The following is a 23,380-nucleotide window of genomic DNA, read 5'->3' on the forward strand; positions in this document are numbered from 1 at the left end:
TTCAGTAAAGCAGTTCAATCAGTTTACATATCGTCGGAATAATATAGCTATGGCTGTTAAGGGAGAAAGGGGGAATCGTATGCTGATCGGTTTAATGCAAGATATCGCGATATTCTATTATTGGACTTGGTTTATCTGGCCATTTGTTTTTATTTTTTCATTGGTTTATGCAATTGCTTCTTTAGTGAAAGATGATGGAGCATCAATGAAGCCGATCATAATTGCTTCTTTATCATTATTAATAATAGTGACCGGGATCACTGCACCTGCATTTAATTAATTCTTTGTATACAGGAGATCAAAGGCAGGGCCATTGAGATTCCTTAATTAATATTTACGTTTTATTTTTTTGGTGAGTTAATCTGTTTACATATCAGCACTTGTCAGAAGTAACATGAATATAAAAGAGAGTAGAGGTTGCAGCAGCTATGCTTTTAAACTGCCTCTTCTCTCCCTTTATATTTACATAGCTTTTGATAATTCTGGGATATTTCTTTAATTATTTTAATTCTTGAGAGAATAACAAAAAATATTTTTTTATTAATCAGCCGACTCTTTCAGTTACAAGTGCCTCTATCCATTAATTCAAACGCTCATTCTAAATTAAGTTAAGGGTGAGCATTTTCTGAAAGCAAATGAGCTCGCGAAATTAATTTTGTCACAAAATAAGCTTCTAAATCGTTCTATGTATAAATAATAGAATGGAGGCAAAGAATTATGACAGAATTAACTTGTGTCGTTGTTGGAGGAGGATATGCAGGGATTAATGCAGTAAAAGAAATGCTTAAGTACTCAAAACAGTTGAAAAACAAGAAAAAGCTGAAAGTCTATTTATTAGATAAAAATCTTTACCATTTGCGAAAAGTTTTGCTTTTTAAGCCAGCGGCCAGTCAAACGGATATTACCGTTCCTTTGAGCACTTTGTTTCCTGAAAGGGTGGAAATCATCCAAGCCGAGGTAACAAAAGTAGAATCTAAGACTAAAAAGCTCTTCTATCAAAATGCCCAAGGCGATCAAACTTCATTGATTTATGACATCCTTGTTGTGGCTATGGGCAGTATTGTGCGTCAACCGGATCAATTGCAAGGCGGCATCACTTTGGCGAATTTGGAAGATGCAAATACGATTCGAAAATTCTGGCATGAAAATTTACGAAAAGCCAGCCAGGAAAAAGATGTGAAAGAGCGCCAAAGACTGATGACGATTGCTGTTGCAGGAGCCGGCATCAGTGGTATCGAGACGTCGGCTGAACTTGCCTACCGGGTTCAGGAAGATGCGAAGCAAATGGGATTAAATCCGAAACTAGCGAAAATAATTTTGATTAATACTCAAAAAAGGCTGTTTTCAATTGGACCAGCCAAGGTGAGCGCCCAGTTGGAGCATTGGTTAAGCAATGCTGGCATAACCATTCTTCATGAGAAAAGAGCCGTTCAAGAAAAAGAGGGCATGCTCTTATTAACTAACGGTGAAAAACTGCCGGTAGGTCTGTGTATATGGACACTTGGGCTGTTGCCTAATCCACAATTGCGCAATTTTGGTTTGCCCGTCACCCCAGAGGGTTATCTGGTAGTGGATTCAAGTTATCGGGTAAAAGGTGCACCAGGTGTTTATAGTATCGGCGATTGCGCCCGAATCATTGATCCATCTAACGGTCAAGAAGACGGTAAAACATGTAAGGAAGCAACTGCCCAAGCAACGCGATTGATGAAAATTGTAGCAGCCGATATTCAAGGCCGAAAAGCTCCTTTGCATAAGGGTTTCATGGATTTTTTCTGTTTTAGTTTAGGACCGGATAAAGGAATGGCATGGATAGGCCTCGGAGGACTCAACATTGTGGTAAAAGGAAAGCTGGGATGGAAATTAAGAAAATTCACATGGAATTCAGCAAGCTTAATCAAGTAAACTAATCAAAAAAGCAGAATAAGAAGGAGGATTTCAATTTGCAGGAACTATTCGAGCAATACAAAGGGCTTCTGTTCACGCTTGCCTATCAAATAACCGGCTCCGTTTCTGATGCTGAAGACGCTGTACAAGATGTATTCGTAAAATTATTTGAAGTTAAACCGGAGAAATTGACGGAACCCAAAGCTTATTTGTGCAAAATGGTGACAAATAGCTGTTTGGATTTTTTGAAATCAGCACGCAAGCAACGTGAACAATATTATGGAGAATGGCTTCCTGAGCCTATTATCACTTCTACTGACGAATTGCTTGAGCCGGTCATCCAAGGTGAAATGGTATCATATGCCCTGCTCGTTTTGCTCGAAAAGTTGTCCCCTTCGGAAAGAGCCGTGTTTGTGCTGCGTGAAGCATTTGGTTTTGAGTATGGAGCGATATCCGATATTGTAGGAAAAAGTGAAGTGAATTGCCGACAAATTTTTAAGCGCGCTAAAGGAAAACTGCCGATGGATTCACCAGAGTCACACCGCTTCCCGGCAGCCAGCAAAGAGTGGATTTGGGGGTTCATGCAAGCTCTCGAACAGGACGATGTTGACGGGGTAGTCTCCATGCTGTCCAAAGACGTTATCCTGGTGTCTGATGGAGGAGGAAAAGCAATTGCTGCTGTCCACCCTATTGAATCACGCCAGTCAGTTACCCGATTCCTATTTGGCTTGATGCGTAAAGCTCATCAAGATGGGGAAATACTTGATTTTGAAATTCTTGAAGTGAATGGCCAGCATGGAATTGTAATCCGTTCAGCTCAGGGAATCGAAGCTGTGGCTTTGGTTCATATCGAAGAGGAATTGATCGGCAATATATACATTATTAGAAATCCGGATAAACTTAGAGCCTTCATAAATTAACCAACTGGCTTATTTACCCACTCGTTTTTTCTTATTCATCATATTGATACTCACATAGGCAGTGAAGGAGAAGGCATGTCATATGTTTTCTCCTTTTTATTCTTAATAGTGTCAGCTAGTTTAGTTAATGAGCATATCACTTGTGAATTACGTGGATGAAATTTTGTGATTTTCATTTTCGTCAATATATAATTTTAATGCTATATGTAAAACAGACATTTGCCATGCTGAAGTGGTGGGCTTTTATAACTTTAGAGATAAACTTTGTAGCTCAGTTTAATGATTGCTGGACAAACTGCTTACCGACTAGCAACTATAATTTTGGAGCAGTATTGAAAATGATAGTTAATCATTTGGACATTCAATTATGTTACAGCAGCAGTTTTAGTTCTTGCTATATTAAAAGTAAAAACAGAAATACTCAGGGAAGAGACACCGAGGAGGGAGTAAGCTTTTAAAATTAAAAAACTTAAAAAGTTTGCCTAATTATCGTCCTATGTTCGTTTGATTCATTTATTTTCTCACTAACTCCTCGATGTATTCATAAGCGATCACCTCATCTTTTGATTTATAGAAAAACCCCTTATACTTAATTGTATCCCTTGAATTGATGGTAAGGTCTTGGATTGCTTCTCCTTTATCGTCGAAAAAGACGGTTCGATAACTAAATGCGATATCCCCGATTGAGGGTGTCCCTTTTTGAAAAGTGGTTTGATTCAAGTTGTTGAGAAGATGATTGATCTCGCTTTCTTCGGTTATCTCTATTAATTTTATCGAGTTCTCATCCGAAATTGCTATTTTAGAAACCTTTGTTGGTTCGATGCTTACAACTTTATGGGGGAGATAGGAACATGCAAAAGCCAAAAGCAATAAGAATGGAACCGCAAGTACAAACCATTTAATCCACTTTCTTTTATTCACAATAAAAACCTCCTTGAAGGATAGAGAGCGTTGTAAATAACATTTACCGCTTCTTCAATCATTTTTTGCCAAAATCGTTGGGCGGGCAGGTTGGTCTCCAGTTCCGCCACTTCCCATTCTCCAGGAAAGAGGTCGAATAAATGACATGCAGCGTGTTTGCCTATGCCTTCTTTGCGAGATTTCTTCAAGATGAAAAATTCGCTGATTTTGTAATAGGAGGAACGCAGCGAATCCATCACAGCAATTTCTCGTACCAAAGCGAATCCTGCCAGTTTCCCGTCCGCTTTGATCAGAAATGGAAGTGCCCGGGAGCGGTCCAATAGCGGTCCAAGTACCTGTATCCGTAACCCCTGTCTTTGTTTACATCTTCAGATTCGAATTCAGAGAAATCGTACTGGTACAACTCCAGCAAGTCCCGCAAAACATTTTTCTGTTCAATGGTTGGCTGCAAGATTTCAATTTTCATCATTCTTCCTCCGTTCTATTTATACACTTTTTCTTTTAACTACTGGCAGTCAAGTTTGCCATTCTTGCTCTAAAAGAAAAGCAGATGCTTTTTTCTAGGAAACCTCCCCGATGTTCATTCGGTGAATGAGATTATGGTCAGCGATAACTTCAGGTAAATCCTTTTCCAGTTCCCTCCATTTAGAACAGGATGTTCAAGCCAGTTGGAGCCGAAAAAGTTTTGGCTTTTAACTTAACTTCACTATATAAGGAGAAAGTGAAATTCATATGAAAAAGGGGAAGAAATGCTTTTCATTTCGCATTTCTTCCCCTTTTTCTGCATTTATCTACTTTTATCACATGATTTTAAACGACAACGCCCGAAAAGCCATTCAAGGTCTAAGAGCTTTAGCTTCAGTTTTGATAGTTAGGTTCTTTGAAAGCTTAGCTGACATTAAGAGATTATGGAAAACAGCGCTATTTATTTAAGCTTTCCGTAGTAAACTTCTCCGCCGCCGTCTACATCAATGATTTTTAGGTAGCCATTGTATTTTACAAAAATGGTTTTAAACCGTTTTTCTCCGTTTTCATCTAACAAGAACATGACGCGATTTCCTCGATTGTCAGTACCCAAGTAGAAAGTCAGGTTCTCTGTATTTACCTGTTCGGAAATTGTTTTATATTCTTCAAAGGATGCCACATCATCAATTTCAGTTAAGTGGGAATCGCCTTTAAAAGAAGGGGATTCACTAGCGTCCTCCGTATTAACTTCTTTTGATGCATTCTTCGGATCTTGCCACACAATGTCTCCGGATGCAGCATCGACGTGAAACTCATACTCATCTACACTGCTTTCAATTTCAATTTCATAATGATTTTCTTTTCCTTCGAAGGAAAGTTCCACTTCTTTTACAAATCCCTCGACTTGCCCGAATGCTGCCTGAAGCGCTTGGTCTGCGGATACTTCTTTATGCTCACCAATGACTTTGTCATTTGAAGCTCCTGCGACTGCGGCGCCTGAAACAGCAAGAGCTATTGTTGAACCGATTAAAAAATATTTCTTCAAATTTTTTCCTCCTTTATTTTTATTCATGAAAATAATAACATTTGAAAATGAGAAGAATATGAGTAGAAGATTAAAATACGATGAGAAGACCAGACTTAAAAGATCTAAGGTGTTGTTGAAGGAAAAGAGTCGGAAGGGCTGCCGGGGTGAAGAGAGGTGAACGAGAGAAGGATCAGTTTATCGGCGAGTGGCTGCGATTTCATCATCGGGACAGCCGAGAGAGCCAATGAAGGATTTTTCCAATGAAAGTGAAATTGGAAATCAACCTTTTCCCAAATAGATTGGGGGACAAGCTTTGATCAACGTTTTGTGGCCATCTTATTTATTGGGGAAGAATCGAAGCCGGAAGAATTCTCTATCGGTTTGTCTACAAAATGAATCAAGAAACGTTTCGAGGTTCGCTTCTACTAATGAAAACTACTTTGAACTATCATAAAGAAAGCCTGAGAGAAAGCACAAGACTTTTTCTCAGGTTCCTATTTTCTCAGCAAATTCATTGCCAACTAGCCAGAGGAATTCAAAAAATCAATCGTTTTGCATTTTACTATAAACTTTGTACTCGTCCTTATCTAATTTTTTCGCTTCGTACAGCGCCATATCGGCGTACTTGATTAATTTTTTTACATTGATGTTGTCATCGGGATAAAGGGAAACGCCAATCCCTGCCCCCATATTAATTTTATAGCCGTTGAAGATAACAGGTGTTTCATACGACTTTAGAATTCGTTTGGCTGTGATCTCAGCCACTTCGACTGAATCAATTTCAGGCAAGACAACCCCCATTTCATCCCCGCCTAACCGTGCTGCCGTATCAACCGGACGGATACAGGCCTGAAGCCGATTGGCCATTTCTTTGATGACAGCGTCTCCAGCATCGTGGCCAAACTGGTCGTTGATCTGCTTAAATTTACGTCCATCGAGCATCAAAACCCCCACTTTTTTGCCGGAGCGATTTGCTTGAGAAATGGCTTTTTGCAGCTTATCATCAAAAGTCCGTCGATTGGGGATGCCGGATAAATGGTCATAAAAAGCCATTTTCGCGATTTTATCCTGCAGTCTTCTGCGCTCCGTAATATCCCGTGCAATCGTAAACAACTGCTTTACTTCTCCGTCCACTACGACGGGAGTAGGGGAAACTTCCATCCAAATGTAATGTCCATTCCGATGCAAAAAACGAATTTCGATAGTGGTCGGTTGTCCTCCATGAATGAGGGAAGTTACACTTTCCATCAACTCAAATGCATCTTCCGGATGGACATTAGTGGTGAAGGGGCTTCCGATATATACTTGGTCAGGATGTCCCAAAATTTTTTCACTGGCAGGCGAGACATATTCGATCTGTCCAGAAAGGTTGATCAGCGTAATGATATCAAAAGTGCTTTCTGTAATCAGCTTGTATTTCTCCTGGCTTTTCTGCAGTTCCTTTTCAGCTTTTTTAAGTTCTGTCACATTCTTATAAATAATTGTGGCACCGGCTATTGCTTTGTCCGCATTCCGCACCGGCGAGTATGAGGAAATAATGTTCAGCGGTTTTCCTTCCTTAGTAATGCGGATGGTGTCATGGGAATTCACCGTTTCCCCATTTAAGATGCTGTCGATAACACTGAATTGAACAGCTCTCAGATTCGCTGGAATGATGGTGCCTTCTCCGGCGATCATTTCCGCTTCCGAGTAGCCGAACGTTGCTTCAAAAGCGCGATTCACTTTCAGAATGTCTCCCTTAGTATCAATTAAAAAGATAGGATCCGTTGAATTTTGCCAAAACACTTCAAGTTCTTCTTTCGTTTCGATCAATGCCTTTTGTGCTCGATTGATCTCGGTGATATCGGTCGCAATTCCATGAATGCCAACCAATTGATCATCTACAAGGATCGGGATGTTCATTGCCTGAAGGTCGATGTACTGGCCGTTTTTGTGTCGGACGGACATTTCGTAACGCTCCGGCTGTTTTTCCTGGATAGTTTTGTAAAAGTAATGCCGTATTTTGTCAATATCTTCGGGAACAACCATCGACATGAATGATTTTGCCAGCAATTCTTCAATGGAATAGCCGGTCATGGTTTCAGCTCCGGCATTGATGTTTTCCAAATGGCCGTTTTGATCAAAAGTGAAAATCCCGTGTGGGTGGTTATCGAACAAGGACTTGTATCGCTGTTGACTTTCTCGCAAAAGGCGCACCGTTTTTTTCTGTTCGGTGATTTCCTGTGCAATGGCGTAGATGCCGATAAGCTTCTCTTCTAAGACAATGGGGATCGTATTAACGTGAAAAAGGGCGATTTCATTCTTTTTGGTATAGATGGCAGTCTCAAATTCAATCGGGTTTCCTTCCAACGCCTTTTCGAAGTATGCCAACGTCTTTTCCACATAGCTGTCAACCACTAACGAAAGAACCGATCGGCCGAGCAGCTCCTGTTCGCTGAACCCGGTAACTGTTGTGACCATGGGATTGATGCTGATAAAGTTTTTTTGGCGATCAAATTCAAACACCGCATTCCCGTTGTTTGCGACCAAGGAGTTCAACCTTCTTCGTTCGATCTCCATTTCTTTTTGTGCTTTTTGCAAATCCTGTTTTTTGCGCTCTCTCTCCGTGACGTCTCTAACGATTGCTAAGATGTATACGCATTGGCCTCTATCATTCTTTATCGGGTTGAGTATGGTTTCTCCAGCCAGTTCCTTGTCCTCTAATTCAATCTTTTGGATAAATTCAACCGGTTTCTGCGTAGTATGTGCTTTTTGGTAATTCCGGATGATTGACTGAGCTTGCTCGGGAGACATCACGTCTTCGATTCGGCTTCCAATCACTGTCTCTTCTAGGTGCAGAGTTGCAAATGCTGCAGGATTGGCGTAAATATAACGGAACGTCCCTTGATCTTCTGCCATTAAAAAAACTAAATCTTGTATCAGATCCAAAAGAGCGGTGGAAGCTAAAATATCTGCTCCGATTTTTTCTGGAAAGTGTGTCATAATCGTTTGTCTCCCTCGGTAAATAAAGATAACCCCTTTATTCAGATATTCCTTATGTTGTTTTTCGTGAAGTGAAGAATATTGTTTTTGAATTAATTTTTGTATTCCCTCATATTCCCAGTATATCATCTTTTTTGGAATTATAAGTCTTTTAATTTTCTGTTTTCTCCCGTAGCATAAAAGAAAACAAAGGGATTTAAGTAAATTATGGTCTCCGCAAGAAATAGGGATAGAGGGAATGGAAATTGATGCTGTAGAACCGATGTAAAAACTGAGCTTGAGTTCTAGGAGAGGAACAAATCATCATTTTTGCTTCACCAAAGGACCAAATTTAGCTATAAAGAGAGGGTTAGAGTAACTTCTGCATTTTCTTACGGAAGGGCGAAAATCATATGATCTTTTCTTGGCAGTACTATGAAAACTTATGTTCTGGACTAATAGAAACAGCACGAAAAGACCCTTGCATCAGCTGTGCAGCGATTATTGGTTCTGTTTCAGCAGGTAAAGAAGATCGATGGTCGGATATTGATCCCTTTTTAGGATTGACGAAATACTGCTGCATTAGACTTTAGCGGATTGGGCGGAGATGATGTACAGGAAACATGAAGTAGTGTATCACCTTGATGTAATTTCAGGTACGGCAACTTACAGGGTGTTTCTTCTTCGGAACAAATTGCAGATTGATTTTGCATTCTGTTCTTTTACGGAATTTGGTGCTAGGGGACCAGCTTTTAAGTTGCGGTGTGGAAATCGGGCAGAGGAGATCCCCCCAGTTGCTTCTCATTTGGTTAGGGTAGGCGCTATTTATGCGCTGCATGTCAGAGCATGTATCCAGCGGGAACATTGGTGGAGAGCGGAGTATTTCATTAGAGCAACTTGAATGCTTTGATAAATGTCTCTTGGGTTAAATCCTCAGCCTGCTGATGATCACGGACCATCAGCAAAATATACCTGAATATCGAATCACTGTGCTGCTGATACCACTCAGTGATTTCGCTTTTTCTTTCACTGGTCAAGTAACCCCGCCCCCTAATTTGTTGTTGCTACCTGTTAGACGTAATCAAAAAAACAAAAGTCGTGTTTTTTGAAAAATATTTTAAATTTTCCTTTCTTTCGTTTAAGAACAAAAGAATGCTGTAAAAAATGAAAAAGAGAGAGGCCATGTAAAGATAAGCCGATTTCGATCATTGCACTTTTAAGCGTACACTTTTCGAACAGTTTAATCAGCAAGTGAAAGAATAGCTTCCTAATAAGAAGTGACTTCGTTTTATGTAAATGATAAGTTTACTCTTAAAGTAACGATACGGGTTAGCGGAATCGCTGTTTCAGCAACTCCCATATCATTTGAACTTCTAATCGGCACAAATCAACAGATAAGTTTTTATTCTAAAAAGTAAAATTATTGAAACTTCTTTCGACTATAAACCGTATATTAAGATAGATAGGCGATGAAAGCGATGGCCAAAATGAAAAAGGAGGGAAATGGATGCATTGGATGATGTGGGTGTTTTGGGGCTCCTTGGCCGCTTTATTTTTAGGCAGTTGTCTGGTGGATGTTTTAACTCGGCGGAAATATAACTTAAGCAACCAGGAAAAGACGTTGAACCAGAATTTAGCTGAAGCAGAGGCTCGAAGAGGAGCTGGACGGGATAACAATCAAGGTGGAATGTTTTGAATGACTGAACGGAATGGGTGATTAACCAACGGACGTTATCCTGCCAGGAGCTTGGGTTGTATTTCCCGGCTCCTGTTGATGTGCATTTTTCGGCTGATGGCTTAACCGGAATGGCAATCGATCAAATCCCAGGCGAAATATTACGCGAAGCATACTGCTGCTAAGAGATGGAGCACTCCTTTTTAAAACGAATATACATATCGGAAATAACCAGGAGTAGTAGTTATTCTAATAGCAAAATACGGAGAGGAAAAGCAGAACTGATCAATATGCTTTTCCTTTTTGTCTGTATATGGTTACTTTTTCGAATGGTTATTAAATATATAAAGAATTGGAAATAAAAAGCACCATTGCTAGGAATTTTGGTATTTGGTAAATGGATTTTTATGGTGAACTGTGTGGAAGAAGCGCTACTAAATTAGAGGATTTTGAAGGAGAGATGATATGAAAAAGAGATTGTTAATTTTCTTTTCTTCATTAATTGCTTTAATCACCCTTGGTTATCTCATATTCCTGTCCATGTTCTATTATAGACCTACGCCGAGTAAAAACAATGTCGAAGAAATGGTAAGCGCAAGAGACCTTACGGAATTCGGTGAGGTGGAGGGATCGTATCTCCATACTCCAAGAAACTATGGTTTTTACAATGAACACAGCATTTACATCGTAGAACAGAATTTAGACAAAGGCAGGGAGTACGAGAATCAATATGTGATGATAGAAGCGGGTTTGAGAATAACGGTTGATGATGACCAGGCTGTCAATCAAATCCAAGCTAAAGATGAATTACAACCTGATTATGTAGAAAATCTCAAAATAATATCAAAGCATCGAATGACTGTCTTCAAGAATAATGAAAAAGTTGAGGGAAAATGGCTTTTCAAAATTACATATACGTATGATGAAGACTATTTTTTGACTTTTTTGCTTCCTGAAAACGCCGAAGAAGACAGATTCAATTTTTTTACAGAAGGATATGAACAGTTTCTGCAATTTTAATATATTGCCATCATACCGGTTTGGGAATCAGCTTTATCTAAAGAAAAAGGGGGATTCCCCTTTTTTGATAGCGAGAAAAACTTTTATCAGCGCCTCAAATCAGCTTGCTTTATCATGTAAGTTTACTTTCAGGGGTTATCAGAGGTAATTATCCATTTAAGTCGCCGGATCGGAGATTTCAATGGAAGTCCTTCCTCATATTTTCGGACGGTTCAACAAGGAGGATCTTTCGCATACATGTCCCGAAAGCAATCTCGGGCTGTCCACTTGCGCTTGAAATCATGGAAATATCAGTGTAGACAGCCATAGCGATGCAGGAAACACATTCACAATCACGTTTAAAAGATCTTGAAATACCTGGCAGAAAAACGTGCGTCCATTTCGTTTTTCTGCACATTTTTTATGATCAATTTTTCGAAAGAACAAACATGAAAATTAGGAGTGAGGGAAAGTGAAAAAATTATTATCAACACTTTTTTCCATGTCCTGCGCAGCTCCAATAAATTTAACACTAGAAATACATTGTCGAAGTGAGGAAGCGATAAAGCTACGTAATAATCGATTTCCTGAATGCGACTTTATATGCCTATTACGTATATCAAAATATTTGGTATAGGTATTGGTTATTTGGTTTCGGACGTTTTATGATGTTATTGAAAATAAAAAATAACAGGAGGTTCAACATAAGTAAAAAATTAATAGCAGCCTTTGCAACAATTGCTCTGCTGTTGATTATAGTTAGCTCTTTTGTCTTTGCCACAGGCGGAGAAGGCAATCCAGTCAATAATGGAAGCAGCCAAAATGAAAAAAGATCGATTCAAAAGGATAGAGTATACGCTTCGAAATGGAACAAGACTTTCCTTCAGAGCGATGAGGTGACTCTCGAAAAAATAACTTTCGAAAACAGGCTCGTGATTGAATTGGTTGCCGATTTGTATGTCTCTAATGACATGGATAGTTCAGCTAGATTACCTGAAATTATTGCCGGACATCCGTTCAGGGGAGTGAAAGAACAGACGTCCGGATATTAAAGAATAAATCTTGAAGGCCTGATTCCAAGTGATAACTCATTTTAGGAATTATTGTCACCGTGAATGTGTATAGCCTTTTGTTATTGTTGGTGGTGTAATAGCAAAAAAAAATTGAAAAATTGATGACGATTTGAAGTATTCCTGTTGTTTTCGTATATTTTGCATATCCAAGGTGATTTGTATTGAACTAAAAAATATCAATAATCCTTTGAAGAAAGGAGTTCCGAAAATGAAAAAAATCTCTTTAATACTGTGTATCTTTGCACTTAGTAGTGGCCTCACAGCCTGTTCTGCTAGTGAAACAAATGAAAGTGAAGAGATGAATGCAGAGGAAATGCAAAGGAGTGAAAATAATACTGAAAATGAAGGGGCGAATGTGGCAGAAGATTCGAGCAGTGAAATTAACCAAGAAAGGGATGAAGTTGATATGTCAGCCCTACTAACGATTGAATTAAACATAACTGTTGGAGATGACGTATTCTTAGCAAGGCTTTATGATAACCAGACAACACAAGCACTGGTTGAAATGCTTCCTTTAAGCATGGACATGGAGGATCTCCATGGAAATGAAAAGTTCTATTATCTTTCAGATAGACTCCCGACAGATTCTGAAAGCCCCGGTGTTGTTAATGCGGGAGAGATCATGCTTTACGGGGACAATTGTCTAGTATTGTTTTATGAAAAATTTTCTACTTCACATAGTTACACTCGTCTCGGATATATCGAAGATGCGGAAAGATTTGCTCAAGCTGTCGGAGACGATGATATGAAAATCGTGCTTGATTTAGCCGAAAGTGACGACTAAATAGGAATAAAATACTCTTTATACTACTAGATATCAAATGAGTCCGATATCGCTTCTTTATTTAAAACGCATCGAGTCTTGGACTCGATGCGTTCTTTTTATAGGAATGAAGTAAAGGACAAGCTTCTTCTTTTCTTTTACTTCTATAAGTGTACCGTTTCGCACAGCTTCATTTCCAAAATTATCTAGCTATTATTTTAAGTTCTAAGTATATTTAACATATCGTTTCAATTCTTTTCAAAAGATTAAAATGAAAAAAGCCTCTACAAAAAAAGAATGAAAGTATTGGCAAACAGGCCAAAGCTGGTATGTAGCTAATGGGCAGTTAAGTCACATGTATCGACTTATTGAGGGCAAAAGGAAGGATAATTTATTTGAAAGATAGAATCTTGTTCGCAGTTATCTTGTTTTTCGTCTTAGGATCAGCTGCTATTAGTAATACTGATTGGATTAGTCATACGGCAAAATCAATATTTCATGGCATAGGTATGTTTACTATTATTCTAATCGCAATCAATAGTCTTTATAATCTTAGAAAAAATGCAGAAAGAAAGAGAAGTCGCAATTCTTATTGAATTATCTTATTGAAGGTTAAGTAACATTCAAATCAAAAGAACTACTGATTTCAATAAAAGAAAAAGAACCCTGAAAAAGGTCCTTTTCACTAAAATACTTATCATTTCATTGATCAGTCAGCTGTTTTACAACGGCCATTTCTTTGCCAAACCGATCTCCATGATCCTCAAACCCCTTGAAAGCTGATTCCTTGGACTTTACTTAAAAGAAGTGGAATAAAGTTACCAGAAAAAGATATATAGAAATCATTAATTTCACTGTCTTTGCTTTTCTTTGGTGCCGCTCTTTTTCTTTTCAAGAAATCCCTCAAATAATCCGTTATATATATTTTTCTAGTACTAAGCCACCCAATAGCAAGTCGAAAGGAGTTTTGGAATATGTTAAACCGCTATATTCTGATTTTCCTGCTGTTTTTCGGCGTCACTTTCTTTCTCGATTTCTCAAACGGGCTAATGCGGCTTCTATTTGCGTGGTTTGCGACAGCTGTGATTTGGCTTTTGCAGCCGGCGAAAAGAGACAAGCAGGAGTGACCAGTTTGAAATTATTCCATCGGCTAAATCAAAGATTCGGAATGTACACCAGACAAAAATGCGAACGGTAGAGAGAGGATGGGAGTTAATCGCTCTCTTTTGTTCGCTACGTTTTGATTGGCTGAAAAAAGGGAAGGGGAATATTATTGTGAAATAAAATGGAGGGATAAAAATGAAAGCCGTAACTTTTCAAGGCGTGAAGGACATGAAAGTGAAAAACGTGAAAGCTCCTGAAATTCAAAAAAAGGATGATATCATCGTAAAAATTACTTCGACAGCGATTTGTGGATCCGATTTACATATCTATCAAGGAGCTTTGCCTGCAAGTAAAGATTATGTAATCGGCCATGAGCCGATGGGAATCGTAGAAGAGGTAGGACCAGAAGTCACCAAGGTAAAAAAAGGTGACCGGATTGTGCTGCCGTTCAATGTGAGCTGCGGACATTGCTTCTACTGCAACCACGATATGGAGAGCCAGTGCGATAATTCGAATGGCAACCCTCATTTTGATACGGGTGGCTACTTCGGGTTTACTGAACGGTATGGCAGCTACTCGGGCGGTCAGGCAGAGTATATGCGTGTCCCTTATGGTAATTTCATGCCATTCGTCATTCCGGAATCCTCAGAACTCGAAGACGAATCTTTGCTGTTCCTATCGGATGTTCTGCCGACCGCTTGGTGGAGTGTGGAGAATGCAGGAGTCCAGCAAGGCGATACGGTAGTGGTCCTCGGTTGTGGACCGATTGGTCTGATGACACAGAAATTTGCCTGGATGAAAGGTGCCAAACGCGTGATTGCAGTTGATGAAATTCCATATCGCATGAATCTGGCGAAAAAGATGAATAATGTAGAGGTATTTGATTTTACCCAGTATGATAATATGGGTGCCTTCATCCACGAAATTACAAGCGGCGGCGCGCGCATCGTTATTGACTGTGTAGGAATGGACGGCAAGAAATCCGCGGCTGAAGCAGTCCAGCAAAAATTGAAGCTGCAAGGCGGAACGCTTAGTGCCATCGATATTGCCAAAGATGCAGTCAGCAAATTCGGTGTGATTCAATTGACAGGTATATACGGTCTTACTTACAATATGTTCCCACTCGGCAATATGTTTGAGCGCAACGTTACCATGAAGATGGGACAAGCACCGGTTATCCATTTGATGCCGATGCTGTACGAAAAAATCGAAAACGGCGAATTTGATCCGCGTGAAATCATATCGCACATCATGCCGCTTGAAAAAGCAAGTGATGCATACAAAATTTTCAATGACCACACGGATGACTGCACAAAAGTTATTTTAAAACCGTAAATAAACTGTGATTATATATAATCAAACGCCCATATTCCTTAGGGCGTTTGATTTTTTTGTTAAATTTATCGGTTGGTTTGCTATCGGGTTACTGGACTTATTGGGCATATGAGGGTTAATCAGAAGCTGCTTGAACACGATGGAAGAGGAGATGCTGCTTAAAGCACATCTCCTCTTTCTTTATGTCTGTAAATGTGCGTTTTTGCAAATAATAAATTTCCAGAATTATCTAGTAATCAGCTTGCTCAAGCTCTATAATTAATTTATTAATTAATGTTAGAAAAATAAATTTTCGAGAAGTGGGCCGGGAACTGAGTGGACCTTTTTCTTTTATTACCGGAGGTGCATTGTGCGGAAAAAAGGCTTATTCATTTTTATTGTGTTCTTTTTCTTTTTAGCTATTCTTGGTTTCGCTGTTCAAAAATACAAAGAACCTGCTTCCCAGTTGATTTTCTCGTTGGCAGTAGAAAAAGTGGCAGCTGATACTAAGAAAGAGCTTCTAAAAGGTTATGACCGAAGAGCAGAGCATAAGCATATCACTATGTATTATTCAGATCAGGATCAAGATCTCGTAACTTTGACACAGAATGCTTTAGATCGTGGAATCGAATTAAACAGCAAGTTCATCGGCTCTTATCATAAACCTGTCGATCTTGTGCTTTTAAAAAGCAGAGAAGACGTAGAGCGGGTGGATATGAGTATCGGAAATGGACTTTATTCGCATGACATGAACTTGGCCATGATAGTTCCTGAAGACAGAGAGGCATTGGCTAATGGACCTGGTCCTATGATTTGGGCATACAACCAAATCGTCATGCATGAGTATACGCATTATGTAATTGCCCACAAATTGGTGGAGTTGGGGCTTTCACTGGAAGATATACCGTATTGGTTCACAGAAGGATTTGCTGAATACATAGGTAATGAAGAAATGAGCACCACTTTTATGGAGCAGGAACGCTTGCCCTTAAAAGAATTAATAACACCGGACCAATGGCGGACATACGATTTAAATCCAAATTACAATATCTATTTACAATCATATTTAGCATTACGGTTTCTGATTCATACTTATGGGGCCACGGTTATTATGGACATTTTAAACGAAACCCAAGCGACCAACGATTTTAACAGCGCATTCAAGAATGTCACAGGAACTGAGATTGATGACCTGGTCTATTACGATGAAAATGAACTGGGAATATAACAGCTTATTGAAATGTCGCTCGGCTGAAGATATTTAAACGAGGAGGAACATGAATGGGGAAAATCATATTGGCCATTCCATTTGTTATGCTCGGAGCCATAGCACTCCTAATCATATCTATTAACATTAGTGAAGACGAACCAAAGAAAGTTGTACGGGCACCTGAGAATGAGGGGGAAAATGTTGTGACGGAAGAAATGCGTGAACAATATCATTGGAACGATTATGCAAATCCTAAAAGCAGGTGGTATCAAATTGAAAAGGCAGAACATGAAAGTGTTGAGCGTTTCGTAGTTGGAACTTATGAGGGCTGGAAAGAGAACAAAAATAACCATGCTAATCTTGCTTCAGTTGTTTCGTATGTAAACTATTATGAAGATGAAATCACAAATCTTAGCATGACTGCAGCATTTGATCTGCTTCAAAAAAAGGCTTTTGCTCTTACAAGTCCCCATGTTGAAGCGCCAGAAGGGGAAGAGAAAAGACTGCTTGAAATTGAATTTGAAAGGCAGCTGAATCTATTATACGAACAACTTAAAACGGCTAACTAAAAAGATGGAATCAATGGAGCGGCACTGTTCATTTAATGTCTCCAAAATGAAAATGAATTAGTTGATGCCTGATTCCTTTCAGAAGCTGATTGAAGAGGAAGGGAGAGAAGAGGCGGAAGAAGCACATCTTCTCTCCCTTTTCGTCTGCAAGAGCAGACATTTACGATTGGTTTGTATAGACGGATCGTGAGGAAATCGGTTTACCCTTGCAATTCCGTATTTTCTGAACAGTCTCTCTTCTGTAACTTTTTGAAAGAATAATTACGATGAATAGATTATAAATTTTTGTATAAAAGGAGGAAAAATTATGGGGAACAACAAATTACTAAGAATGGATAATGTCGGAATCGTTGTAGAATCCCTTGATGACACAATCGCATTTTTTGAGGAGATTGGCCTAAACCTTGAAGGGCGAACCATTGTCGAAGGGGACTGGGCGGGCCGTGTAACCGGATTGGGCTCCCAGCGTGTAGAGATTGCTATGATGGTTACCCCGGATGGCCACAGTCGGCTTGAACTATCGCGATTTCTTACCCCGCCCACGATAGCAGATCATCGGGCTGCTCCTGTAAATGCCCTCGGTTATTTACGCGTCATGTTCACCGTTGAAGACATTGAAGAACTGGTATCCAGACTAACCAAGCATGGTGCTCAGCTAGTTGGCGAAGTGGTACAGTACGAGGATTCTTATCGGCTTTGCTATATCCGCGAAAAAGAAGGGTTATTAATCGGTTTGGCAGAACAACTTGGCAACAAATAAGTAAAAGACGGCTTACAAAAGTCTATGCTGTTGTATTCTAATGTCCAAATCTAATGGGAAGGCTTGATAAAGCTATGTATAAAATTTTATTAGTATTGTTATTGACCACAGGACTAGGTCTTTTTATTTCATCTAAAACAGATTTGTTTGCTTCATTTACAGATATAATCACCACTGCTTTAATGATTTTAGGTTTTATATTGTTATGGGGATTAGTTTATTTTATAAATAAAGAAAGAAAAAAATCCCACTGATTTTCCTTCGAATAGGATGGCTTCAGCTAAAGAGTATTTTCATCAGGAAAATTTCTCTGTATAAGCAATTATTTAAAAGCAGATTTGAAGATCTTGAAGTCCACCAAAAGTCTCCCTAATTAAACCAATGAAGTTTTATTGTAAATAAGATATGGAGTTGCATATATGAAAAGGTTAGTCGTTATGACGGTCGGGAAAACGCATAGTGGAAAAACTACTTTCGCTAAAGCGCTAGAACAGAGGATGCCCAATTCTGTCGTAGTCGACCAGGATAATCATGCTGAAATCCTCGCCACTTATTATCCGGCATTGGTGCCTCAGGAGGGGCCGAATACAATAAAGCATGCACTTACTCAAACCATTGTCGATCATGCAGTGAATGAAACGGATTGTCATGTCATCTTATGCAATTCAAACCGGAATCACAAAAGCCGGAAGAATCTCCTGGACAATTTTCAAGTAAAGGGATTTGTTCGTATTCTTGTGGACTTTGATATTCCGGATCAACTTCTTGAAGAAAGAATCCGGAAAAGCCTAAGAAGTACAGCCATACTGAGAACGGTTTCTTCTTTTGAGGAAGTGCTTGTTCAACAGCAAAACGAAGCTCAACAAGACAAGTTGGTTGTTCCGTCCAAAAGCGAAGCGGATCATCTGTTTGTCATTAAAGATGCTAAGGAAAGTGAATCTGTCATTTCCAAAATCATTGCCCTTGTTCAGTAATAGTGAATTTAATTGCCTCAATGAACGATTGTCATAACAGCTTCTACAATTAAGGGGGATCATAGTGGGATCAAGAATCATGCATTTAATCATTGCCGATCAAGTATCCAAAAATTTGCCGATTGAAAATAAGCAAATTTTTCTTTTAGGTGGAATTGCACCGGATGCAGCTTACACAAGAGAAAGAAAAACGGAATCCCATTTTTATGAGGGAAGCTTGGAGGATGGAACCAGATTCGTGAATTCTAAGTGGTTCGCCGAAAAATACCGTTCTGAAATTCAAAGTGACTATGCACTTGGCTATTTAACACACTTGATTTCCGATGATGTCTGGATGAAAGAGATTTATTTTAAAAACGATTTTAAGAACCGTGTAGATGCGGATGCGGGGCTGCTTGATAGGTGGCATAACGATTTCAGAAAATTAAACGGAAAATTGATTGAATGGTTTGACTGCAAGGAGTTGAAAAATGCACTGTTAGAAATAGATCCTGTGAAAAACAATATACGTGAAATCAGCCCGGAAAATTTGAGGGAATTCAAAGAAGAGACCCTAGGAGACTTTGTTTACACAGAAGATGATTTAGAGAGAAAATTAGAAGTATATTCCTTGAAACAAATTTTAGATTACATTGATTTAGCAGTTAAAGAAACCCTAAATGCCTGCTTATCATTAAAAATAGAAGCAGCTAAATTTTGTAGATGACAACGACGTTTGGTTAACATATGAACATTTAGCGGGAGAAAAGGAGCTTCGTATAAAGCTCCTTTTCTTTTTGTGTATAGCTGGCCAATGATCTAAATAGCTCTGCCCATGCCATTCTCCTGTTCTGAAGCTAGTGTCATCTTCTTAAGAAACTAAACCAGGTAAAAAAAGAACCTTTTCTTGAAACATAGACTGAAATAATAATGGTAGACCGGTTTTTTCATCTGTTTTTCATCATCAGCAGATAAACTCATGATAAGGCATAGGACAGAAAGATAACTGGCTTTTAAAAAAGCTTAAAATAGCAGATGGTGACTGATTAAAAGGAGGAGCGCTATGAAAATCCAAATTATTTGTGAGACATGCAGCAGTATAGGTGAATTCATACCTCAGCAGAATAAAGAGGAAGTGGGGATTCGGACGATCGACCGCCAATTTCTTCTAGGTGTGAACTGGAAGAACGAAGTGATCGAGGATGTTCAGGAAGCGTTCGTCGAGGAATTGGGCAAGGCCAATTCCAACGATGAACGGAAAGAAATCCTGGAGGAAGGGCTGTCAGAAAATGCGTTCGCTGAGACCATCGATTTTGACTTGAGTTTTACCTGCAGGGGCTGTGGGGACCGGATCACATTGAATGAGTTTCATTTGCTCGACCTTGTTAAATTTTAAATAGTGAACAAGCAGTTCGGGTTAATATTCGGCTGATATTTGGATGGAAAAAATCAGCTTCAACTAATGTGGAACGAAAGAGAATGCGATTACTTTAAAAGCATTCTTTCAGATTGTATAAAAAGTGTGACTGAAATGAATAAGACGGTATAAACCCCAACCGTTCCGGCCACTTCGCTTTCCGTGGGCACGGCCTCAGCCGCCTCACTCCCTGCGTTCGCTCCAGGGTCTTCAGCTCGAGCTGGTCCCACAGGAGTCTCGTGGTCGGATCGGTTGGGGATGTCGCTTTTCAGACAAGTGAGAAGAAGCGGCATCTGGTTTTTATTTCATTTCAGGTTCCGCAGCGGAAAACCTTATTTTTGATAGTTATTCACTTGATTGAAAGTATATTCTTTTGTCTACAAGCTCAGAGAATGCGATTACTTTAATCGCATTCTCTTTCTTAATGTCCACTTTAATTTACTGGCTGAGCAGTTCTTCTTCCTCGAATACGCTGATTTACATTTCTTTGCGGTGTCAAGTTACCTTTTAAAGTGGCAACAAGTATAAGGCTAATGATGGATGGAAAGTTAGTGGCTTCTGAAAAAGGAATCTTCAATCCTAAAGTCAGGATGAATTCGCCGGGAAACCAAGCCTACAGTTATATTTAACAGCCTGTATACAAATGGATTAGACATGAAAACAAATTCTACCCAAAAAGCAGAACTTGTTTTTTGTTTCGATTATTTACGATTCGACAGCAATTGTAACTTCTTTCTCTTTTGGCTTTTTCGGCATAAAAAATATCAAAGCCAAAGCAGCAAATGCTAAAAGCAGCATTAATACAAAAGAGGAAGAGCATTACCTTGACTAGTGATGCTCTTCCTCTTTTGTCTGTTAAGTATACTTTTAGGAAAGCTAATTCAATATATTTTACCAACTTTTTAAGCGTAAAAATTATTATGTGTAAAAGTATAAATAGAAATAGGGAGACCTTTTCTTGTAGAATTAAGTCACTTAGCTTCATTTAATGAAGAGAGGCTAGCCATTGACTTAATTTATGCCCTTATTCATGCAAGATTTTGAAAAAAAGAAAGCATTACCTAATTTCTTCACTCGCTCTTCCAGCTGAAATTTGCAACCAGAACTTCTCAACCAGCTGCCTTTTGAGATTCGATCAAGCTCTTAAAGAAATGGAGGCGATGTTTAAAGACTCTCATCAGAAAAAGATGCCGCTCTCTACGCTTTTGACAATCTCCTATTTTTAAATTTTTTATAATATACTAAGTATTTACTCGGGGAAGCAAATTTAGATTTGGAGGTGCGAAATGAATTTATCACTCTACAATTTGAAAATTTTAAGAATACTTTATGAAAAAGAAAGTGTGAAAGATGTTGCAGAGAAAATGTTTATCTCTCAATCAGCGGTCAGCCATCAATTACGGGTGATGGAAAAGTATTTCGGGGTGGAATTGTTTGAAAGAAGAGGGCGCAATATCGTTTCGACAAAGGCAGGCCACGTAGTTTATAGCTATGTGGTAAACATATTGGATGAATTTAATAAATTACATGTGGCGGTGCAAGATGTAAAAACAGCAAAATCTGGTGAAATCAGCTTTGCTGGGAGCATTAACTTAGGTACATATGTCTTACCGGAGATTGTCAGCCGGTTCAAAGAACAATATCCAGAGCTGCATCTAAATTTGCAAGTTCATAATAGCAACGAAGCCTTGAAATTGACTGCACTTGGTGAATTGGACTTTTGCATTGTACCGGTCAAAATGGAATCGGAGCATTTAATTTATGAACATATTCGGACGGAAGAAATTGTCATGACGGTTGCACCGCATCGGAAGGTTGAATTTGCGGCTTCGACATTAAAGGATTTTGAGCAACTGCCGTTTGTTTGTGCACCAAAAGGAACACAGTTTCGAAAAATCATTGATCAGGCCCTTGAATTGCATGGCATCTCTCGTTCCAATATTGTCATGGAAGTGGGGCATCCAGAAGGAACAAAACAAGCTGTGCGTGCCGGACTTGGATTAGGGATGAATTTCCGATTTGCAGTAGAGGATGAGCTAAAGCTCGGAATTCTTGAAGAAGTTGCATTTGATACTCTTAAACTTCATGGGGATATCTATTTAGCCTATCGCCCCCATAAATATTTTCTGCCAGTAGAACGGGAGCTTATCAAGTCAATCAAAAATGAATTAGCTAACTGACATGAGACAAATCTCAACTATACACTATTTAATTGAAATTTTAATTGTCAGAATCGTGTGATAACATAAATTTGTAAACGCTTTACATTAGAATTTATTAATTAAGCTGAAATTATCTACCATTTCTTCCTTTTACAATTAAAAATAGCTGAGGTGAAAAATCAATGAAAATGCCATTATCATTTGGTAGTTGGGATTATGATCGAATCAGGCCATTAACAGATGGCATCGTGCAAGCCGAAGGAATTGAGTTGAACTGGCTGAATATGCCGGTAGAGGAAACGTTTTTCAGGATGATGCGCCATGAAGAATTTGATGTAGCAGAATTATCACTGTCGTCGTATTTGATTGCGAAAGATAGAGGGATCCCTAACTTTACCGCGATTCCGGTTTTTTTATCCCGGATGTTCCGGCATTCAGGTATTTATATCAACACAAATTCCGGGATAACGAAGCCGCAGGATCTGATTGGCAAAAAAATTGGAATTCCGGAATATCAGTTGACAGCCTGTGTGTGGATCCGCGGTATTTTAAATGATCGCTATGGCATAAAACGATCCGATGTGGAATGGTTCATCGGCGGCGAAGAAAAGCCTGGACGTGTTGAAAAAGTGCAAGTTGATTTGCCAAGCGATATCCGGATTCAACCGATTGGTGAATTTGAGACGTTGAATGGGTTATTGGAAGAAGGGAAAATTGATGCGTTTATTGGCCCTCGAGCGCCATCAAGCTTTTTAAAAGGCTCGCCAAATGTGAAACGCCTTTTTGGGGATTATGTATCCGTTGAAAAAGAATATTTTAAAGAGACTGGCATTTTTCCAATAATGCATATTGTTGCCATTAAAAATGAAATTCTAGAAAAGCATCCTTGGGTAGCACAAAACTTGTATCAAGCTTTTGTAAAATCAAAGGACCTGGTTTATGAGGGGTATGAACAAACCGCTGCATTAAAGGCGACTATCCCTTGGCTGATACCTGAATTGGAGCAGACACGCAAAATCTTAGGTGAAGATTTTTGGCCATACGGTTTAGAGAAAAACCGCAAAACCTTGGAAACATTGCTTCAATACTCCTATGAAGACGGCCTCATCAAACAGAAACTGAAAGTGGAAGACATTTTCTCCAAAACTACTTTAGAAGAGTACGTGATATAGTTTGCTGCAGTGTATGAGATGCACAAAGGGG

General features: G+C 39.1%; 23 protein-coding genes. 17 read left to right on the forward strand and 6 right to left on the reverse strand.

The genetic code is table 11. The features are described 5' to 3' along the window. The first annotated feature begins 79 nt into the window (after positions 1–79). From AC3AQ9_RS03035 to sigJ, 3 genes are all read left to right on the forward strand, one after another. The gene (locus AC3AQ9_RS03035) at positions 80–280 is read left to right on the forward strand and encodes a hypothetical protein (RefSeq protein WP_488305974.1); all 201 of its coding nucleotides are present in this window, start codon (positions 80–82) and stop codon (positions 278–280) included. Positions 281–717: 437 nt separating this feature from the next. Then, the gene (locus AC3AQ9_RS03040) at positions 718–1,902 is read left to right on the forward strand and encodes an NAD(P)/FAD-dependent oxidoreductase (RefSeq protein WP_488305975.1); all 1,185 of its coding nucleotides are present in this window, start codon (positions 718–720) and stop codon (positions 1,900–1,902) included. Between the two features lie 38 nt (positions 1,903–1,940). Next, positions 1,941–2,804: an RNA polymerase sigma factor SigJ gene (gene sigJ, locus AC3AQ9_RS03045; RefSeq protein ID WP_488305976.1), complete on the forward strand. Its 864-nt coding sequence runs from the start codon at positions 1,941–1,943 to the stop codon at positions 2,802–2,804. Between the two features lie 513 nt (positions 2,805–3,317). Here the strand turns inward: sigJ and AC3AQ9_RS03050 are convergent. From AC3AQ9_RS03050 to AC3AQ9_RS03075, 6 genes are all read right to left on the reverse strand, one after another. Then, positions 3,318–3,725 (reverse strand): hypothetical protein, encoded by a 408-nt coding sequence (locus AC3AQ9_RS03050; protein ID WP_488305977.1) that lies wholly within the window; start codon positions 3,723–3,725, stop codon positions 3,318–3,320. Then, positions 3,722–3,982 (reverse strand): hypothetical protein, encoded by a 261-nt coding sequence (locus tag AC3AQ9_RS03055; protein WP_488305978.1) that lies wholly within the window; start codon positions 3,980–3,982, stop codon positions 3,722–3,724. Before AC3AQ9_RS03055 ends, AC3AQ9_RS03050 begins: the two co-directional genes overlap by 4 nt. A gap of 32 nt (positions 3,983–4,014) precedes the next feature. After that, positions 4,015–4,191 carry a hypothetical protein gene (locus AC3AQ9_RS03060; RefSeq protein ID WP_488305979.1) on the reverse strand — a complete coding sequence of 59 codons (177 nt, stop codon included), beginning with the start codon at positions 4,189–4,191 and terminating at the stop codon, positions 4,015–4,017. Between the two features lie 459 nt (positions 4,192–4,650). Continuing rightward, a complete protein-coding gene (locus AC3AQ9_RS03065; protein ID WP_488305980.1) occupies positions 4,651–5,235 on the reverse strand; it encodes a PepSY domain-containing protein in 585 nt (194 codons plus the stop codon). Positions 5,236–5,760: 525 nt separating this feature from the next. Next, complete coding sequence (locus AC3AQ9_RS03070; RefSeq protein ID WP_488305981.1) at positions 5,761–8,199, reverse strand: PAS domain S-box protein; 2,439 nt, start codon at positions 8,197–8,199, stop codon at positions 5,761–5,763. An 866-nt stretch (positions 8,200–9,065) separates the two neighbouring features. Further along, positions 9,066–9,215: an RNA polymerase sigma factor gene (locus AC3AQ9_RS03075; RefSeq protein WP_488305982.1), complete on the reverse strand. Its 150-nt coding sequence runs from the start codon at positions 9,213–9,215 to the stop codon at positions 9,066–9,068. Between the two features lie 470 nt (positions 9,216–9,685). On the opposite strand from AC3AQ9_RS03075, the gene AC3AQ9_RS03080 reads away from it, so the two are divergent. From AC3AQ9_RS03080 to AC3AQ9_RS03145, 14 genes are all read left to right on the forward strand, one after another. Continuing rightward, on the forward strand, positions 9,686–9,874 hold the full coding sequence (locus tag AC3AQ9_RS03080; RefSeq protein ID WP_488305983.1) for a hypothetical protein: 189 nt from the start codon (positions 9,686–9,688) through the stop codon (positions 9,872–9,874). A gap of 444 nt (positions 9,875–10,318) precedes the next feature. After that, positions 10,319–10,873 carry a hypothetical protein gene (locus AC3AQ9_RS03085; protein WP_488305984.1) on the forward strand — a complete coding sequence of 185 codons (555 nt, stop codon included), beginning with the start codon at positions 10,319–10,321 and terminating at the stop codon, positions 10,871–10,873. Between the two features lie 647 nt (positions 10,874–11,520). Beyond that, positions 11,521–11,904: an alpha/beta hydrolase family protein gene (locus AC3AQ9_RS03090; protein ID WP_488305985.1), complete on the forward strand. Its 384-nt coding sequence runs from the start codon at positions 11,521–11,523 to the stop codon at positions 11,902–11,904. Positions 11,905–12,133: 229 nt separating this feature from the next. Beyond that, positions 12,134–12,709 carry a cyclophilin-like fold protein gene (locus tag AC3AQ9_RS03095; protein WP_488305986.1) on the forward strand — a complete coding sequence of 192 codons (576 nt, stop codon included), beginning with the start codon at positions 12,134–12,136 and terminating at the stop codon, positions 12,707–12,709. Positions 12,710–13,662: 953 nt separating this feature from the next. Then, positions 13,663–13,815: a hypothetical protein gene (locus AC3AQ9_RS03100; protein WP_488305987.1), complete on the forward strand. Its 153-nt coding sequence runs from the start codon at positions 13,663–13,665 to the stop codon at positions 13,813–13,815. A 172-nt stretch (positions 13,816–13,987) separates the two neighbouring features. Next, positions 13,988–15,127 carry a zinc-dependent alcohol dehydrogenase gene (locus AC3AQ9_RS03105; RefSeq protein ID WP_488305988.1) on the forward strand — a complete coding sequence of 380 codons (1,140 nt, stop codon included), beginning with the start codon at positions 13,988–13,990 and terminating at the stop codon, positions 15,125–15,127. A 349-nt stretch (positions 15,128–15,476) separates the two neighbouring features. After that, positions 15,477–16,334: a peptidase MA family metallohydrolase gene (locus AC3AQ9_RS03110; RefSeq protein ID WP_488305989.1), complete on the forward strand. Its 858-nt coding sequence runs from the start codon at positions 15,477–15,479 to the stop codon at positions 16,332–16,334. 53 nt (positions 16,335–16,387) lie between these two features. Further along, positions 16,388–16,885, forward strand: a complete 498-nt coding sequence (locus AC3AQ9_RS03115; protein WP_488305990.1) for a hypothetical protein — start codon at positions 16,388–16,390, stop codon at positions 16,883–16,885. Between the two features lie 307 nt (positions 16,886–17,192). Beyond that, complete coding sequence (locus tag AC3AQ9_RS03120) at positions 17,193–17,645, forward strand: VOC family protein (protein WP_488305991.1); 453 nt, start codon at positions 17,193–17,195, stop codon at positions 17,643–17,645. Positions 17,646–18,064: 419 nt separating this feature from the next. Further along, a complete protein-coding gene (locus AC3AQ9_RS03125) occupies positions 18,065–18,619 on the forward strand; it encodes an ATP-binding protein (RefSeq protein ID WP_488305992.1) in 555 nt (184 codons plus the stop codon). A gap of 64 nt (positions 18,620–18,683) precedes the next feature. Next, positions 18,684–19,325, forward strand: a complete 642-nt coding sequence (locus AC3AQ9_RS03130) for a zinc dependent phospholipase C family protein (protein WP_488305993.1) — start codon at positions 18,684–18,686, stop codon at positions 19,323–19,325. 336 nt (positions 19,326–19,661) lie between these two features. Then, positions 19,662–19,994: a hypothetical protein gene (locus AC3AQ9_RS03135; RefSeq protein WP_488305994.1), complete on the forward strand. Its 333-nt coding sequence runs from the start codon at positions 19,662–19,664 to the stop codon at positions 19,992–19,994. 1,307 nt (positions 19,995–21,301) lie between these two features. After that, positions 21,302–22,195, forward strand: coding sequence for a LysR family transcriptional regulator (locus AC3AQ9_RS03140; RefSeq protein WP_488305995.1), 894 nt, complete (start codon positions 21,302–21,304; stop codon positions 22,193–22,195). Between the two features lie 164 nt (positions 22,196–22,359). Then, on the forward strand, positions 22,360–23,349 hold the full coding sequence (locus tag AC3AQ9_RS03145; RefSeq protein ID WP_488305996.1) for an ABC transporter substrate-binding protein: 990 nt from the start codon (positions 22,360–22,362) through the stop codon (positions 23,347–23,349). The last annotated feature ends 31 nt before the right edge of the window (positions 23,350–23,380 follow it).

The organism is Planococcus sp. VCh962 (genome assembly GCF_057748275.1).

Bases quoted from the DNA above. Each gene is read 5' to 3' on its own strand.
- AC3AQ9_RS03035 (WP_488305974.1), top strand. From the start codon at position 80: ATGCTGATCGGTTTAATGCAAGATATCGCGATATTCTATTATTGGACT.
- AC3AQ9_RS03040 (WP_488305975.1), top strand. From the start codon at position 718: ATGACAGAATTAACTTGTGTCGTTGTTGGAGGAGGATATGCAGGGATT.
- AC3AQ9_RS03060 (WP_488305979.1), bottom strand. From the start codon at position 4,191: ATGAAAATTGAAATCTTGCAGCCAACCATTGAACAGAAAAATGTTTTG.
- AC3AQ9_RS03070 (WP_488305981.1), bottom strand. From the start codon at position 8,199: ATGACACACTTTCCAGAAAAAATCGGAGCAGATATTTTAGCTTCCACC.
- AC3AQ9_RS03080 (WP_488305983.1), top strand. From the start codon at position 9,686: ATGCATTGGATGATGTGGGTGTTTTGGGGCTCCTTGGCCGCTTTATTT.
- AC3AQ9_RS03085 (WP_488305984.1), top strand. From the start codon at position 10,319: ATGAAAAAGAGATTGTTAATTTTCTTTTCTTCATTAATTGCTTTAATC.
- AC3AQ9_RS03090 (WP_488305985.1), top strand. From the start codon at position 11,521: ATGTTATTGAAAATAAAAAATAACAGGAGGTTCAACATAAGTAAAAAA.
- AC3AQ9_RS03095 (WP_488305986.1), top strand. From the start codon at position 12,134: ATGAAAAAAATCTCTTTAATACTGTGTATCTTTGCACTTAGTAGTGGC.
- AC3AQ9_RS03100 (WP_488305987.1), top strand. From the start codon at position 13,663: ATGTTAAACCGCTATATTCTGATTTTCCTGCTGTTTTTCGGCGTCACT.
- AC3AQ9_RS03105 (WP_488305988.1), top strand. From the start codon at position 13,988: ATGAAAGCCGTAACTTTTCAAGGCGTGAAGGACATGAAAGTGAAAAAC.
- AC3AQ9_RS03115 (WP_488305990.1), top strand. From the start codon at position 16,388: ATGGGGAAAATCATATTGGCCATTCCATTTGTTATGCTCGGAGCCATA.
- AC3AQ9_RS03120 (WP_488305991.1), top strand. From the start codon at position 17,193: ATGGGGAACAACAAATTACTAAGAATGGATAATGTCGGAATCGTTGTA.
- AC3AQ9_RS03125 (WP_488305992.1), top strand. From the start codon at position 18,065: ATGAAAAGGTTAGTCGTTATGACGGTCGGGAAAACGCATAGTGGAAAA.
- AC3AQ9_RS03135 (WP_488305994.1), top strand. From the start codon at position 19,662: ATGAAAATCCAAATTATTTGTGAGACATGCAGCAGTATAGGTGAATTC.
- AC3AQ9_RS03140 (WP_488305995.1), top strand. From the start codon at position 21,302: ATGAATTTATCACTCTACAATTTGAAAATTTTAAGAATACTTTATGAA.
- AC3AQ9_RS03145 (WP_488305996.1), top strand. From the start codon at position 22,360: ATGAAAATGCCATTATCATTTGGTAGTTGGGATTATGATCGAATCAGG.